The 12,764-nt window shown below is 52.6% G+C and carries 16 protein-coding genes; 8 read left to right on the top strand and 8 right to left on the bottom strand.

Annotated elements, in window-relative coordinates:
- Positions 1 to 50 precede the first annotated feature (50 nt).
- Both yhcN and argR read right to left on the bottom strand, forming a co-directional pair.
- Complete coding sequence (yhcN, locus tag ACUTSW_RS16865) at positions 51 to 314, bottom strand: peroxide/acid stress response protein YhcN (RefSeq protein ID WP_006323257.1); 264 nt, start codon at positions 312 to 314, stop codon at positions 51 to 53.
- Positions 315 to 719: 405 nt separating this feature from the next.
- The gene (gene argR / locus ACUTSW_RS16860; RefSeq protein WP_004952803.1) at positions 720 to 1,190 is read right to left on the bottom strand and encodes a transcriptional regulator ArgR; all 471 of its coding nucleotides are present in this window, start codon (positions 1,188 to 1,190) and stop codon (positions 720 to 722) included.
- 466 nt (positions 1,191 to 1,656) lie between these two features.
- On the opposite strand from argR, the gene mdh reads away from it, so the two are divergent.
- Positions 1,657 to 2,595 carry a malate dehydrogenase gene (mdh, locus tag ACUTSW_RS16855; protein ID WP_004952806.1) on the top strand — a complete coding sequence of 313 codons (939 nt, stop codon included), beginning with the start codon at positions 1,657 to 1,659 and terminating at the stop codon, positions 2,593 to 2,595.
- Between the two features lie 67 nt (positions 2,596 to 2,662).
- On the opposite strand, the gene ACUTSW_RS16850 is transcribed toward mdh, so the two are convergent.
- A complete protein-coding gene (locus tag ACUTSW_RS16850) occupies positions 2,663 to 2,923 on the bottom strand; it encodes a helix-turn-helix domain-containing protein (protein WP_409443623.1) in 261 nt (86 codons plus the stop codon).
- Between the two features lie 181 nt (positions 2,924 to 3,104).
- Here ACUTSW_RS16850 and ACUTSW_RS16845 point away from each other — a divergent pair, with 181 nt between their 5' ends.
- Positions 3,105 to 3,455, top strand: a complete 351-nt coding sequence (locus ACUTSW_RS16845; protein ID WP_062869303.1) for a DNA-binding protein — start codon at positions 3,105 to 3,107, stop codon at positions 3,453 to 3,455.
- A 50-nt stretch (positions 3,456 to 3,505) separates the two neighbouring features.
- Here the strand turns inward: ACUTSW_RS16845 and ispB are convergent, their stop codons facing one another.
- On the bottom strand, positions 3,506 to 4,477 hold the full coding sequence (ispB, locus tag ACUTSW_RS16840; RefSeq protein WP_006323259.1) for an octaprenyl diphosphate synthase: 972 nt from the start codon (positions 4,475 to 4,477) through the stop codon (positions 3,506 to 3,508).
- 269 nt (positions 4,478 to 4,746) lie between these two features.
- On the opposite strand from ispB, the gene rplU reads away from it, so the two are divergent.
- The 4 genes from rplU (at position 4,747) to cgtA (ending at position 7,599) form a co-directional block, all read left to right on the top strand.
- A complete protein-coding gene (rplU, locus tag ACUTSW_RS16835) occupies positions 4,747 to 5,058 on the top strand; it encodes a 50S ribosomal protein L21 (RefSeq protein WP_004933561.1) in 312 nt (103 codons plus the stop codon).
- A 17-nt stretch (positions 5,059 to 5,075) separates the two neighbouring features.
- Positions 5,076 to 5,333 (top strand): 50S ribosomal protein L27, encoded by a 258-nt coding sequence (rpmA, locus tag ACUTSW_RS16830; protein ID WP_004933559.1) that lies wholly within the window; start codon positions 5,076 to 5,078, stop codon positions 5,331 to 5,333.
- A 105-nt stretch (positions 5,334 to 5,438) separates the two neighbouring features.
- Complete coding sequence (locus tag ACUTSW_RS16825) at positions 5,439 to 6,410, top strand: DMT family transporter (protein WP_006323261.1); 972 nt, start codon at positions 5,439 to 5,441, stop codon at positions 6,408 to 6,410.
- A gap of 16 nt (positions 6,411 to 6,426) precedes the next feature.
- Positions 6,427 to 7,599, top strand: coding sequence for an Obg family GTPase CgtA (cgtA, locus tag ACUTSW_RS16820; RefSeq protein WP_062869305.1), 1,173 nt, complete (start codon positions 6,427 to 6,429; stop codon positions 7,597 to 7,599).
- A gap of 52 nt (positions 7,600 to 7,651) precedes the next feature.
- Here the strand turns inward: cgtA and pmrB are convergent, their stop codons facing one another.
- From pmrB to dacB, 3 genes are read right to left on the bottom strand one after another with little or no spacing between them, the layout of a single operon-like run.
- Positions 7,652 to 8,716 (bottom strand): two-component system sensor histidine kinase PmrB, encoded by a 1,065-nt coding sequence (pmrB, locus tag ACUTSW_RS16815; RefSeq protein WP_445584929.1) that lies wholly within the window; start codon positions 8,714 to 8,716, stop codon positions 7,652 to 7,654.
- Positions 8,713 to 9,375: a two-component system response regulator PmrA gene (gene pmrA, locus ACUTSW_RS16810; RefSeq protein WP_004952828.1), complete on the bottom strand. Its 663-nt coding sequence runs from the start codon at positions 9,373 to 9,375 to the stop codon at positions 8,713 to 8,715. The genes pmrB and pmrA overlap by 4 nt, the downstream gene beginning before the upstream one ends.
- Positions 9,376 to 9,383: 8 nt before the next feature.
- Positions 9,384 to 10,817 carry a serine-type D-Ala-D-Ala carboxypeptidase gene (gene dacB / locus ACUTSW_RS16805; RefSeq protein WP_445584928.1) on the bottom strand — a complete coding sequence of 478 codons (1,434 nt, stop codon included), beginning with the start codon at positions 10,815 to 10,817 and terminating at the stop codon, positions 9,384 to 9,386.
- Positions 10,818 to 11,073: 256 nt separating this feature from the next.
- Between dacB and greA the strand changes: the two genes are divergently transcribed.
- Positions 11,074 to 11,550 carry a transcription elongation factor GreA gene (gene greA / locus ACUTSW_RS16800; protein WP_004952832.1) on the top strand — a complete coding sequence of 159 codons (477 nt, stop codon included), beginning with the start codon at positions 11,074 to 11,076 and terminating at the stop codon, positions 11,548 to 11,550.
- A 114-nt stretch (positions 11,551 to 11,664) separates the two neighbouring features.
- Here the strand turns inward: greA and yhbY are convergent, their stop codons facing one another.
- Positions 11,665 to 11,958 carry a ribosome assembly RNA-binding protein YhbY gene (yhbY, locus tag ACUTSW_RS16795; protein WP_004933536.1) on the bottom strand — a complete coding sequence of 98 codons (294 nt, stop codon included), beginning with the start codon at positions 11,956 to 11,958 and terminating at the stop codon, positions 11,665 to 11,667.
- Positions 11,959 to 12,101: 143 nt separating this feature from the next.
- Here yhbY and rlmE point away from each other — a divergent pair, with 143 nt between their 5' ends.
- Positions 12,102 to 12,731 carry a 23S rRNA (uridine(2552)-2'-O)-methyltransferase RlmE gene (gene rlmE / locus ACUTSW_RS16790; RefSeq protein ID WP_004952836.1) on the top strand — a complete coding sequence of 210 codons (630 nt, stop codon included), beginning with the start codon at positions 12,102 to 12,104 and terminating at the stop codon, positions 12,729 to 12,731.
- Positions 12,732 to 12,764 lie beyond the last annotated feature (33 nt).

Below are 12,764 nucleotides of genomic sequence, written 5' to 3'. Positions count from 1 at the left end.
AATGCTGGTTTCCAGAGATTTATTGCCCGTTGCCGGGTAATGCCGGGGTCTTATTTATAAATTTCAGCCGTAGCGTGGTAGTTGCCTTCGTTACGCGCTTCGATCACACGGTAAGCGGTCGCGCCACGGGCATCGGCTTTTTCAGACAGCGCCTGACGGATATCTGAAGGGGTGCCGGCAATGCCGCTGACGGTAATGGTGCCTGCGGACTGCAGTTTGGCTGCCTGATCTGCATCAACGGATTGTGCTGCAAATGCGCCAAAGGAAAGCACAGACAGGAGGCTTAGTGTTGCAACAGTAGCTTTAATTTTCATGATCTCACCTTATCGTATTCTTTTATCAGTTCCAATGAACTGTGATTTACGTCACGGAAATGAGTATACATCTAGTAACCCTAAAAATTAATAGCTAGCTAACAGTTTCTAGTGAAACTTTATTATGGCGCCTCTTATTTTTAATAACCATATGGAATAAAAAGCGCTCATAAAACGTTCTTTTGATGTTAAATTTATGTAATTTCAATAAGGTAAGTGTTTTTGACCAAATGTGCGGAAAAGGGCAGCAGCTATCGCTGGCTTTATATAAATGTCATTGGAATGTGTCGTAACAAGGCGGAAATCAGGTTTTAAACGTGGTAGGGCGCGGGGGAAAGGTAAAGACAGGGTTAAAGAAGCGCTAACAAAACGCGACCGTCAGTCGCATTTTGTTAGCGTTGAGCATCATAACTCTTGTTCGAACAGCGACAGAATGGCTTCGTACAGTTGGCGAGCGGTAAAGCTGCTGGCCGGGGTAACGAAAATGGTGTCGTCACCGGCGATGGTGCCGAGTATACCTTCGGATTTACCCAGGGAATCCAGCAGGCGGGCGATCAGCTGTGCGGCGCCGGGGCTGGTATGAATGACCACTACGGCATCGTTATGATCGACATCCAGTACCAAATTTTTCAGTGGGCTGGTAGTGGTCGGCACGCCGAGCTCGGCTGGAAGGCAATACACCATTTCCATTTTGGCATTGCGGGTACGCACCGCGCCGAACTTGGTCAGCATGCGCGATACTTTGGATTGGTTGATGTTTTCGAAGCCTTCTTCTTGCAGCGCCAAAACGATCTCGCCTTGAGAACTGAATTTTTCTTCTTTCAATAACGCTTTAAACGCCTTGATCAGATCTTCCTGCTTTGCGGGATTACGCATTTTGCACCGTGGAATGTTGACAATAGAAGTGATTATTATGCATATAAATGAATTTTTATGCAATAAAAGGACGTCCGAAGAAAACAATGCTACCCGGACAATGAGGAAAGGGCGGGATTTTAACAAAATCCGTACCCCATGAATATGCCCTTTCAGCGACCGAAAAAGCGGCCCGTGGCGGTAAAGAAAATGTTATTAAAATGATGTTGTTCTGATGTTGTGTAAGGGTGTAATGTAACCGCCGGTTAACTTGCTTGTGAATAACCTCGCACTATTTTTGATTAATGTGCGCTATGCCCTTAATGTGTAAGCCATTTAATTTAAAATGAGCGCGACATCGGCTGTTTTATTGCGCCAGCTCTCAAACAGACTGTTAAGAGATTGTTTTTAAAGGTGTAATAATTTAAGGTCCGTAACCAACATATTCACGGCGCTTTATATATTTAAGATAATAAAGGAGTATAGGATGAAAGTTGCAGTTCTCGGTGCTGCTGGCGGTATCGGCCAGGCCCTCGCCCTTCTACTCAAAACCCAGCTTCCTTCAGGTTCTGAACTCTCTCTCTACGACATTGCCCCCGTTACCCCAGGCGTTGCCGTCGACTTAAGCCACATCCCTACCGCAGTTAAAATCAAAGGCTTCAGCGGCGAAGATGCTACTCCGGCTCTGCATGGTGCAGACGTAGTGCTGATTTCTGCCGGCGTTGCGCGTAAACCTGGTATGGATCGTTCAGATCTGTTCAATGTCAACGCAGGCATCGTGCGTAATCTGATCCAGCAAGTGGCAACAACCTGCCCGAAAGCCTGCATCGGCATTATCACCAACCCGGTAAACACCACCGTGGCAATCGCGGCAGAAGTGCTGAAGAAAGCCGGTGTTTACGACAAAAACAAACTGTTTGGCGTGACCTCGCTGGATATCATCCGTTCCAACACCTTCGTGGCTGAGCTGAAAGGCAAACAGCCGGAAGAGCTGAACGTGCCGGTTATCGGCGGGCATTCTGGCGTGACCATTCTGCCACTGTTGTCACAGATCCCGGGCGTGAGCTTTACCGAGCAGGAAGTGGCGGATCTGACCAAGCGTATCCAGAATGCGGGTACTGAAGTGGTTGAAGCCAAAGCCGGCGGCGGGTCCGCAACTCTGTCAATGGGTCAGGCGGCGGCGCGTTTCGGCCTGTCTCTGGTTCGTGCGCTGCAAGGCGAAGCGGGCGTGGTGGAATGTGCTTATGTGGAAGGTGACGGCAAATATGCCCGCTTCTTCGCACAGCCGCTGCTGCTGGGCAAAAACGGCGTAGAAGAACGTAAAGACATCGGCACTCTGAGCGCGTTCGAGCAGAAAGCGTTGGAAGAGATGCTGGATGTTCTGCATAAGGATATCGAACTGGGCGAAAAGTTTATCAATAACTGATCAACCCAGGACGCATGAGTATGCACAAGCCGCCGGACATCGCACCGGCGGTTTTTTTATGCCCGAATCATGACCTGATACGGGCTTTTCGATTCAGCAGGTTGTTGGTGTGCGGGTCGAAATAGCGGCTTGGCCAGATCTCGGCAGGATGGATGTCCAGCGCTTCGGCAATCAGCCATTCCCCTTTTGGCCAGGGCCGCGATAGCGCGTTTGCCAGTGTTGATGAACTAAGCCCCGCTTTGCGGGATACCGCCGCCAGTGTCGTTCCCTTCTTACGTAAAGCTGCAATGATATCCGCCGGATGCCAGTCCTTGTTCCTTGAATTCATGTTTGCATTCCCTTTTTTGATTAGCGAAAGTTCTGTTAGTGGTATAACTAACAGGTCAAGATTAATCGTTTGAACAACATGAAACGCTTATACGGAAATTAGAATACCACTAAATTTCCAAAAAAATATCTCATTAATTTCTAAAAAATATCTTTGCACATTTTCCTCAGAGATCATGGCTATGAAAAAAGAGTGGTTTGCCGCCAAGGAACTTACAGGCATTGCAGGATTACCCTCTTCACCACAGGGAATAAATTTGATGGCGCGTCGTGATGGCTGGATCAGCCGCCGGCGTAAAGGCGTGCAGGGAAAGGCGCTGGAATATCATATTGACAGCTTACCGTCAGGTACGCGCAACTTACTGATGATGAAAGAAGATCCTGCTGTTTATGACATCGAGCGAAAGGATCCGTTGGCGGTATGGATTGAATATTACTATCACCTGACGGAAACCGAGCGTGACAAAGTATTGGCGTTCCTGATGCGTGAAGGCATAGGTAGCCTGCTGGCGCGTATTACAGAGGGGAAGTGAAGCAGACCCGCGCTGCGGGTCTGTAGAAACTGCTTAAGTTTTTTTGTTTCTCAAAAATCTCGCTGAACCGCAAGGTGCGCTAATCCTTCCAACGCGGAGCGATGAGGGGATTCCGGCAGAACCTGCAGCGCGGCAATCGCCTTATCGGCTTCCTCTTCGGCGCGTTGGCGGGTATATTCAAGCGAACCGCACTGTTGCATGGCCTGTAAAACCGGTTCCAGCAGGTGACGGCCGCTGCCTTGCTCAATGGCTTCGCGGATCATGGCCGTTTGCGCGCTGTTGCCGTTACGCATGGCGTGCAGCAAGGGCAGTGTGGGCTTCCCTTCGTTCAGATCGTCACCGGTATTTTTACCCAGGGTGCTGCCGTCGGCGCTGTAATCGAGCAGATCGTCGATCAACTGGAAAGCGGTGCCGAGATAACGGCCGTAATCCTGCAGCGCTTTTTCTTCTGCTTCGCTGGCCTCTGAAAGGATCGCTGACGATTGCGCCGCCGCTTCAAACAGACGAGCGGTTTTGCTGTAGATTACCCGCATATAGCTTTCTTCGGTGATGTCCGGATCGTTCACGTTCATTAACTGCAGCACTTCACCTTCAGCAATGACGTTGACCGCTTCGGACATCAGCGCCAGCACGCGGAGTGATTCCAGGCTGGTCATCATCTGGAAAGCACGGGTATAAATGAAGTCGCCCACCAGCACGCTGGCAGCATTGCCGAACGCGGCATTGGCGGTAGCCTTGCCGCGTCGCATGTCGGATTCATCCACCACGTCATCATGCAGCAGAGTCGCGGTATGAATGAATTCGATCAGCGCAGCAACGGTAATGTGCTTATCACCTTGATAATGCAATGCCCGCGCCGCCAGAACGGCGATCATCGGGCGGATGCGTTTACCGCCACCGCTGATAATGTAATAGCCAAGCTGATTGATGAGTGTGACATCGGAATTCAGCTGTTCGAGAATTGTTGCGTTCACGGCCGCCATATCTTGCGCGGTTAACTCGGTAATTTGCTCTAGGTTCATTGTATTTTTTTCAGCTGTGTTTCTCTTCACCGCGTTGAGATCGCTGCTCACATCGGTACATGGCGGTAACTGTCCTCCTGATTGTACTTGAAAAACGGCTCAGATAAACGCCATGAAAGAAACTGTGCTTTTTTTCTTCTTTTTTCTGCTTCTGGTCTTATTCTGCTCTTGTCATACGCGGGATTATTGCGTAGAATTCGCGCCCTATTGTGAATATTTATAGCGCGCTCTGTACTAAACAGTTGGGCACGCGGAAAGCGGAGTTTTATATGTACGCGGTTTTCCAAAGTGGTGGTAAACAACACCGAGTAAGCGAAGGTCAGACCGTTCGCTTGGAAAAGCTGGACATCGCAACTGGTGAAGCGGTTGAGTTTGACCAGATTCTGATGATCGCTAATGGCGAAGATATCAAAATCGGCGTTCCTTTCGTCGATGGCGGTAAGATCAAAGCTGAAGTAGTTGCTCACGGTCGTGGCGAGAAAATTAAGATTGTTAAGTTTCGTCGTCGTAAGCACCACCGTAAGCAGCAGGGCCACCGTCAGTGGTTCACTGACGTTAAAATCACCGGCATCAGCGCTTAAGTTAGGAGAGCGGATTAATGGCACACAAAAAGGCTGGCGGCTCGACTCGTAACGGTCGCGATTCAGAAGCTAAACGTCTGGGCGTAAAACGCTTTGGCGGCGAAGCAGTACTGGCAGGCAGCATCATCGTTCGTCAGCGCGGCACCAAATTCCACGCTGGTACCAACGTGGGTTGCGGCAAAGACCACACTCTGTTTGCTTTGAAAGACGGTAAAGTCAAGTTCGAAGTTAAAGGCCCGAGCAATCGTAAATTCATCAGCATCGAAGCTGAATAATTTTCCGAGCCTTACTAAATAGATGTAAGCCCCGCAACTCGTTGCGGGGCTTTTTACATTTATGGGCTGCTTATGTACCGGCCCGTCAGCGTTGGCAAAGGTAAGATGGAAACGAAACAGCAGGTCGGAATTGGCATTTCTCTGGCGGTGACTACGGCGATTTGCTGGGGTGCGTTGCCGATTGCGATGAAAGAAGTGCTGGTAGTGATGGATCCGTTTACCATCGTTTGGTATCGATTTACCCTTGCTGCACTCGGCCTGGGGACTATTCTGGCGATACGCGGCAGGCTGCCCCCGGTAAAAATGTTCCGTCAGCCGCGCTGGCTGTTAATACTGGCTGTCGCCACTGCGGGCCTGTTGGGGAACTTTATCTTCTTCAGTTCTTCGCTACAGTATCTCAGCCCGACGGCATCGCAGGTGATCGGCCAGCTGTCGCCGGTGGGTATGATGTTCGCCAGCGTGTTGATTTTAAAAGAACGCATGCGTATCACCCAAGTGATTGGCGCGCTAATGTTGATCTGTGGGCTGATGCTGTTTTTCAATGTCAGCCTGATTGAGATCTTCACCCGCCTGACGGATTACACCCTTGGGGTGCTGTTGGGCGTCTGTGCGGCGATGGTTTGGGTGACTTATGGCGTTGCGCAGAAAGTATTGCTGCGCCGATTGGCCTCGCCGCAGATCCTGGTAATGTTGTACACTTTATGTGCAGTGGCGCTGTTCCCTCTGGCCCGGCCAGAGCTGATTTCCCAGCTCAGTGGTTGGCAATTGGCCTGCCTGCTGTTTTGTGGCGCCAACACGTTGATTGGCTATGGCGCACTGGCGGAAGCCATGGCGCGCTGGCAGGCGGCGCAGGTGAGTGCGTTAATCACGCTGACGCCGCTGTTTACCCTGCTGTTTTCAGATTTATTGGCGCTGGCCTGGCCACACGTATTCGCCGCCCCGGCATTGAATGTCGTCGGCTATATCGGTGCTTTCGTGGTGGTAGCGGGCGCCATGTTTTCCGCAATTGGTCACCGGTGGTGGCCGCGACGGGCAGAAACCAACCTGGTTGCTCCTTTAAAGCAGCCCGGTGAATGATTTACGGAGACGGTAAATGAAGTTTGTAGATGAAGCAGCGATTTTGGTCGTTGCAGGTGACGGTGGTAATGGTTGTGTCAGCTTCCGCCGCGAAAAGTATATCCCGAACGGTGGGCCGGATGGCGGTGACGGCGGTGACGGCGGTGACGTCTATCTGCTGGCGGACGAAAACCTCAATACGTTGATCGACTACCGCTTTGAGAAATCTTTCCGTGCCGAACGCGGTCAGAATGGCCAGAGCCGTGACTGTACCGGTAAGCGTGGCAAAGACATTACCGTCAAGGTGCCGGTCGGTACTCGTGTGCAGGATCAGGGCACCGGCGAGATCCTCGGTGACATGACCCGCCACGGCCAACAACTGATGGTCGCTAAAGGCGGTTGGCACGGTTTGGGCAACACCCGTTTCAAATCCTCGGTTAACCGTGCACCGCGTCAGAAGACGCTGGGTACTGCCGGTGAAGCCCGCGACATCTTGCTGGAGCTGCTGCTGCTGGCCGATGTCGGCATGCTTGGTCTGCCGAATGCCGGCAAGTCGACCTTTATCCGCGCGGTTTCCGCCGCCAAGCCAAAGGTTGCCGACTATCCGTTTACCACTCTGGTGCCAAGCCTCGGCGTGGTGCGTATGGATCACGAGCAGAGCTTTGTGGTTGCCGATATTCCGGGGCTGATTGAAGGTGCATCCGAGGGTGCCGGTCTGGGTATCCGTTTCCTGAAGCATCTGGAGCGTTGCCGCGTGCTGTTGCACCTGGTGGATATCGCCCCGATCGACGAATCCAACCCGGTAGAAAATGCCAAAGTCATCATCAACGAGCTGAACCAATACAGCGAAAATCTGGCGCAGAAGCCACGCTGGCTGGTGTTCAACAAAGTTGACCTGGTAGGTGCGGAAGAAGCGGCCGAACGTGCCAAGGCGATCGCAGAGGGCATGGGTTGGGAAGGTAAGTACTATATGATCTCCGCCGCCAACCGCGAAGGTGTCAATGCGCTGTGCTGGGACGTGATGAACTTTATCAATACCCAACCGAAAGCTATGGCGATCGAAGAAAGCGCACCTGAGAAAGTCGAGTTCATGTGGGACGATTACCACCGTGAACAGCTCGCGGAAGTGGAAGCAGAAGCGGATGACGATTGGGATGACGACTGGGACGAAGATGACGACGAAGGCGTCGAGATCGTTTACCAGAAATAATCTTGCGAAGAGAAGGGCCCAGTTCACAAAACTGGGCCTTTTTTTATCGACGCTATTTATTCAGCACGTTTTCGGGTAGCCAGCATTGGGCATTCAGCCCACTGGCATCCTGTCGATTTTCCAGCGTCAGATGTCCCTGATGCAACTGCACGATACGGGTTACGATGTTCAGACCTAGCCCACTGCCGCCATAACGCTGATCCATACGGCGGAACGCCTGGGTGAGTTCACCCGCCATCTTTTCTTTAACGCCCGGGCCTTCATCGATCACCTGCAGCAGGTGGCCGCGGTCCTGCGCTATAAGCTTAACCTGAATGAGGCTGCCTTCGGGGCTGTAGCGGTGCGCATTCTCCACCAGGTTGCGCAGCAAGAGGCGCAGCAGCACCGGGTCGCCATGGATTTGCGCCTCCGCAGGGAGTCGCCAAAGCAACTTTTGTTCGCGTTGAGCGGCCAACTCCTCAAGCTCATCCCTTAGTGGCTGGATCACATCTTTCACCCAGTCAAAACGTTGATAGTGCCCGCTGGCAAAATCCTGCCCGGCGCGCGACAGCATCAGCAGTTGTTCGACGGTGTGCATCAGTTGGTCAATGCGGGTAATCAGCGGTTTGCTTTGTGCAATACCCTGTTTTTCCATCAGTTCCAGATGCAGTCTGATCCCTGCCAACGGCGTGCGCAGTTCATGTGCCGCGTCGGCGGTGAACAGCCGCTCTTGCTGGATGGTGTTGTCCAGGCGTGAGAAAAGCTGATTGAGTGCAGTGGTGACTGCTTTCATTTCCAGGCTGTCGCTGTTGAGCGGCAGTGGGGTCAGGTTATCGGCGGAGCGTTTTTCCAGCCGTTGTTGCAGCTGATTGAGTGGGCGGATAATCCAGCTAATGGCCCAGAATGAGGCGAGCAGCGTGACGATCATCATGATCAGTGAAGGGGCGAGCAGCGAAGCTATCGCTTCGGCGATTTCGGTGTCGACGCGCTCGGTACGGATCTTGGCCGACAGCGTTTCATCCACCAGGAAGCTGATTTGTTCCTGGCTTTCATGCCACAACCAAAAGGCGCTGATAAGCTGGGTGACCAGGAGGATCAGCGCCAGCATCAACAACAGACGACGGCGCATGCTGATCATGATGAGGATTCCAGGCGATAACCGATACCGCGGACGGTACGGATGCGATCCTTGCCCAATTTGCGGCGCAGGTTATGGATATGCACTTCCAGCGTGTTGGAACCTAAATCATCCTGCCAGGTGTAAAGGTCCTGTTGCAGCAGTTCACGGTTGACCGTTTGCCCGGCGCGCATCATAAGGCGAGACAGGATGGCGAACTCTTTTGGCGTGACTTCAACCGGCTGTTGTTGAACGTAAACCTGCTGGCTGGAAAGATTGAGCTGGAGATCGTCCAGTTGCATGAGGTTGTCGCTGTGGCCCTGATAGCGGCGGATTAAGGCGCGCACCCGCGCCTGCAGCTCAACCAGCGCGAAGGGCTTCACCAGGTAATCGTCAGCACCGGCGTCCAGCCCGTCGACACGGTCTTCCAGTGCGTCGCGGGCGGTGAGGATCAGCACCGGCAAGTCGACTTGCTGACGGCGCCACTGCCGCAGCAGGCTGGCGCCGTCCTGGTCGGGCAGACCGAGATCGAGGATGATCATGCTGTATTGGCTGGTAATGAGCAGCGCATTGGCTTGCGCAGCCGTAGCGGCGCAGTCGCAGGCATAACCTTCGTTGGCCAATGCCAGCGCCAGCCCTTGCTGCAACAGCTCATCGTCTTCAACAATCAGCAGTTTCATCCTGACCCTCAGTTATTCTGATAAATATCCCGGTACAAGCGGCTTTCGAAACGCACCAGAGGAGCGCGACGCTGTTTCTGATCTTCCGGCGGCACGGCATAACCCGACAGGTATTGCACGAAAGCAAAACGTTGGCCGCTGGCGGTGGTGATAAAGCCCGCCAGGTTATACACGCCCTGCAGTGCGCCGGTTTTGGCGGAAACCTTGCCATCGACACCGGCTTCGTGCAGCCCGCCACGGTAGCGCAGCGTGCCGTCGTAGCCCGACAGCGGCAGCATCGAAATAAAGTTCAGTTCGCTGTCATGCTGCGCGATGTATTGCAACGCTTGCATCATGGTCGCCGGGGCCAGCAGGTTATGACGCGAGAGGCCAGAGCCGTCCACCACAATGCTGTTGCCCAGATCGACCCCGGCTTTTTGACGCAGCACCTGACGTACGGCGTCCGCGCCGGCGCGCCAGGTACCCGGAACGCCGAAACGTTCATGGCCGATAGTGCGGAACACGGTATCGGCGATCATGTTGTCCGATTTCTTCAACATGATTTTCAGCAATTCGTGCAACGGTGCCGATTGCGTCTGCGCAATCACCGTGCCGGTCAGGCCAGGTTGAGTCTGGCGTTTCAGGTGGCCATCTATCTGGATGCCGGCTTGCGTCAGCTCATCTTTCAGGATAGCCCCGGCATAGCTGGCTCCATCCTGAATGGCGAACGCCAGCGGCAGCGGATCGCTGCGTTGGGTCAGGCAGCCGGTCAGGGTAAAGCGGTTCAGTTCGCCCGGCACCACGTCCAGCTCACAGTATTGGGCGTCCGCAGAGCCTCTCGCCAATGTTCGCACCTGGCTGAACATGTTGACCGGGTAATAAGAGGCTACGCGTATAAAGGCCATATCGCCTGGGTTTGGCGCACTGTACAGCGATACCGAGAAGCAGTTGCGATCGACGATTGCCGCTGCCGGCGGTGCACTAAAGCACTGCGTCAGATCGTTCCACGGCCAGCCTGGGGCTTTGTCGTGGCTGGCGAATACCGACGTGTCGACCAGCACGTCGCCGGTAATCTGGCGCACGCCCTGTTTTTTCAGGATCGCCACCATATTACGCAGGCTTTGGCGTTTAAAGGTCGGGTCGCCGCTGAAGCGGGCGATCAGATTGCCGCGCAGCACACCGTCACTGATGTCGCCCTGGCTTTCCAGCGTGGTGGTGAAGCGATAGTCGGGGCCGAGCTGCAACAAGGCAGCCAACGCCGTCAGCACCTTTTGGGTACTGGCCGGTAACGCCATTTGCTGTGAATGATAATCGATGGTCGGCGCATCGGCGCCGATCTTCTGAACTACCAGGGCAAGGTTGGCCCCATCAGGCAAATATTGTGTGTAATCTTCCACCGGGGCCGCATTTGCATTCAGAACAAATGCGCAAGCCAATGCACTGACAATTCGTGAAAAACGCATAATCTCGGGATAACAGCTGGATAACGTGCCGTCATACTACGGTGCATTCAGGGAGAAAGTAAACGATGACCCTCAAGGAACTCTACGCTAAAATGCGTATCAAAATGCAAAATCGATCCTGGCTTGGGCGAATGTCCCGAGTCAGGCTTCTTTTGTTTGTCGCCTGGAGGCGGGGGGGCATACACCCACCGTTTTTTCATTCGAACACGTCAGGACGACGGCTATTTGAACAGGAAGATTTAGAGGTATTTACTATATGAAACAGATCCCGATGACTTTGTTTGGCGCTGAAAAACTGCGCGAAGAGCTTGAATATCTGAAGGGCGTGCGCCGTCCTAAAATCATTGCGGACATCGCGACTGCCCGTGAACACGGCGATTTGAAAGAAAACGCAGAGTACCATGCGGCTCGTGAGCAGCAAGGTTTTTGCGAAGGGCGTATTCAGGAAATTGAAGCCAAACTGTCGAACGCGCAAGTGATCGACATCACCAAGATGCCAAACAATGGCCGCGTGATTTTTGGCTCCACCGTTTCGGTGATGAATCTGGATAGCGAAGAAGAAGTGACTTACCGAATCGTGGGTGACGATGAGGCCGACTTCAAGAAAAATCTGATTTCGGTAAATTCACCTATGGCACGCGGTTTGATCGGTAAAGAGCAGGACGATGTGGTCGTCATTAAAACCCCGGGCGGCGATGTAGATTATGAGATCTTGAAGGTTGAATATCTCTGATATACGCCCAATCGCTCAGAAATTCGCCAGGGTTTTGTAAAGAAAGGAAAAAGGCCGCATGCGGCCTTTTATCTGAATCAGGTGCATGGCACCTTTTCGTTAACCCAATGCTTATTAACGCGGTAGACTGATCTTGCGCTCTTTCGATGGGCGGTAAAGAATAAGCGTACTGCCGATGACTTGTACGTTGCAGGCACCCGTTTCACGCACGATAGCGTCGGCGATCAGGGTTTTGGTTTCGCGATCTTCAGCAGCGATTTTTACCTTGATCAGCTCATGATGTTCCAGAGCCTGTTCAATTTCAGCCAGCACCCCTTCGGTGAGACCGTTATTACCCAGCATGACAACCGGTTTTAACGGATGCGCCAAGCCTTTCAGGTGCTGTTTTTGTTTATTATTCAGATTCATTGTCTTTTTTGCTTAAGTTGGGATTGAAAACGGTACATTCTACCGCCATCTCATGTATATCACCAAATCGGTCTTCACCGGTGTGAGTCTACGTGAGCAGCGAACCTGACATAAGACTCTTTTTATGATAGTTGGAAAACGAGATGGCTAATAAAAAGCGTTCTGCTAGCTCCAGTCGCTGGTTACAAGAACACTTTAGCGATAAATATGTGCAACAGGCGCAGAAAAAAGGGCTGCGTTCGCGCGCCTGGTTTAAACTTGATGAAATACAGCAAAGTGACAAGCTATTTAAACCCGGCATGACCGTAGTGGATTTAGGCGCAGCGCCGGGCGGTTGGTCGCAGTATGTAGTAACGCAGATCGGCGGTAACGGTCGTATCATCGCCTGTGATATTTTGCCAATGGATCCTATCGTTGGTGTCGATTTCCTTCAGGGCGATTTTCGTGATGAACTGGTCCTTAAAGCTCTGTTGGAACGTGTAGGTGAAAGTAAGGTTCAGGTGGTTATGTCTGACATGGCCCCGAATATGAGTGGCACTCCGGCCGTCGATATTCCAAGATCGATGTATCTGGTGGAATTAGCACTGGGAATGTGTCGTGATGTCCTCGCGCCAGGCGGAAGTTTCCTGGTGAAGGTGTTCCAGGGAGATGGCTTTGACGAGTACCTACGGGAAATTCGCTCCCTGTTTACGAAGGTTAAGATTCGTAAGCCAGACGCTTCCCGCGCACGTTCGCGCGAAGTGTACATTGTAGCGACAGGGCGCAAGCTGTAGTACCCTAACGCTGTTTGTTAACACAGTTGTAAT

The sequence above is a fragment of the Serratia sp. TSA_198.1 genome, assembly GCF_052686505.1.
The sequence above is the reverse complement of the archived record's forward strand: the minus strand, read 5'-3'. Positions and strand labels throughout refer to the sequence as shown.

What these genes read in the sequence shown, in the direction of transcription:
- yhcN (WP_006323257.1), bottom strand. Translation starts at nt 314, where the DNA reads ATGAAAATTAAAGCTACTGTTGCAACACTAAGCCTCCTGTCTGTGCTT.
- argR (WP_004952803.1), bottom strand. Translation starts at nt 1,190, where the DNA reads ATGCGTAATCCCGCAAAGCAGGAAGATCTGATCAAGGCGTTTAAAGCG.
- mdh (WP_004952806.1), top strand. Translation starts at nt 1,657, where the DNA reads ATGAAAGTTGCAGTTCTCGGTGCTGCTGGCGGTATCGGCCAGGCCCTC.
- ACUTSW_RS16850 (WP_409443623.1), bottom strand. Translation starts at nt 2,923, where the DNA reads ATGAATTCAAGGAACAAGGACTGGCATCCGGCGGATATCATTGCAGCT.
- ACUTSW_RS16845 (WP_062869303.1), top strand. Translation starts at nt 3,105, where the DNA reads ATGAAAAAAGAGTGGTTTGCCGCCAAGGAACTTACAGGCATTGCAGGA.
- ispB (WP_006323259.1), bottom strand. Translation starts at nt 4,477, where the DNA reads ATGAACCTAGAGCAAATTACCGAGTTAACCGCGCAAGATATGGCGGCC.
- rplU (WP_004933561.1), top strand. Translation starts at nt 4,747, where the DNA reads ATGTACGCGGTTTTCCAAAGTGGTGGTAAACAACACCGAGTAAGCGAA.
- rpmA (WP_004933559.1), top strand. Translation starts at nt 5,076, where the DNA reads ATGGCACACAAAAAGGCTGGCGGCTCGACTCGTAACGGTCGCGATTCA.
- ACUTSW_RS16825 (WP_006323261.1), top strand. Translation starts at nt 5,439, where the DNA reads ATGGAAACGAAACAGCAGGTCGGAATTGGCATTTCTCTGGCGGTGACT.
- cgtA (WP_062869305.1), top strand. Translation starts at nt 6,427, where the DNA reads ATGAAGTTTGTAGATGAAGCAGCGATTTTGGTCGTTGCAGGTGACGGT.
- pmrB (WP_445584929.1), bottom strand. Translation starts at nt 8,716, where the DNA reads ATGATCAGCATGCGCCGTCGTCTGTTGTTGATGCTGGCGCTGATCCTC.
- pmrA (WP_004952828.1), bottom strand. Translation starts at nt 9,375, where the DNA reads ATGAAACTGCTGATTGTTGAAGACGATGAGCTGTTGCAGCAAGGGCTG.
- dacB (WP_445584928.1), bottom strand. Translation starts at nt 10,817, where the DNA reads ATGCGTTTTTCACGAATTGTCAGTGCATTGGCTTGCGCATTTGTTCTG.
- greA (WP_004952832.1), top strand. Translation starts at nt 11,074, where the DNA reads ATGAAACAGATCCCGATGACTTTGTTTGGCGCTGAAAAACTGCGCGAA.
- yhbY (WP_004933536.1), bottom strand. Translation starts at nt 11,958, where the DNA reads ATGAATCTGAATAATAAACAAAAACAGCACCTGAAAGGCTTGGCGCAT.
- rlmE (WP_004952836.1), top strand. Translation starts at nt 12,102, where the DNA reads ATGGCTAATAAAAAGCGTTCTGCTAGCTCCAGTCGCTGGTTACAAGAA.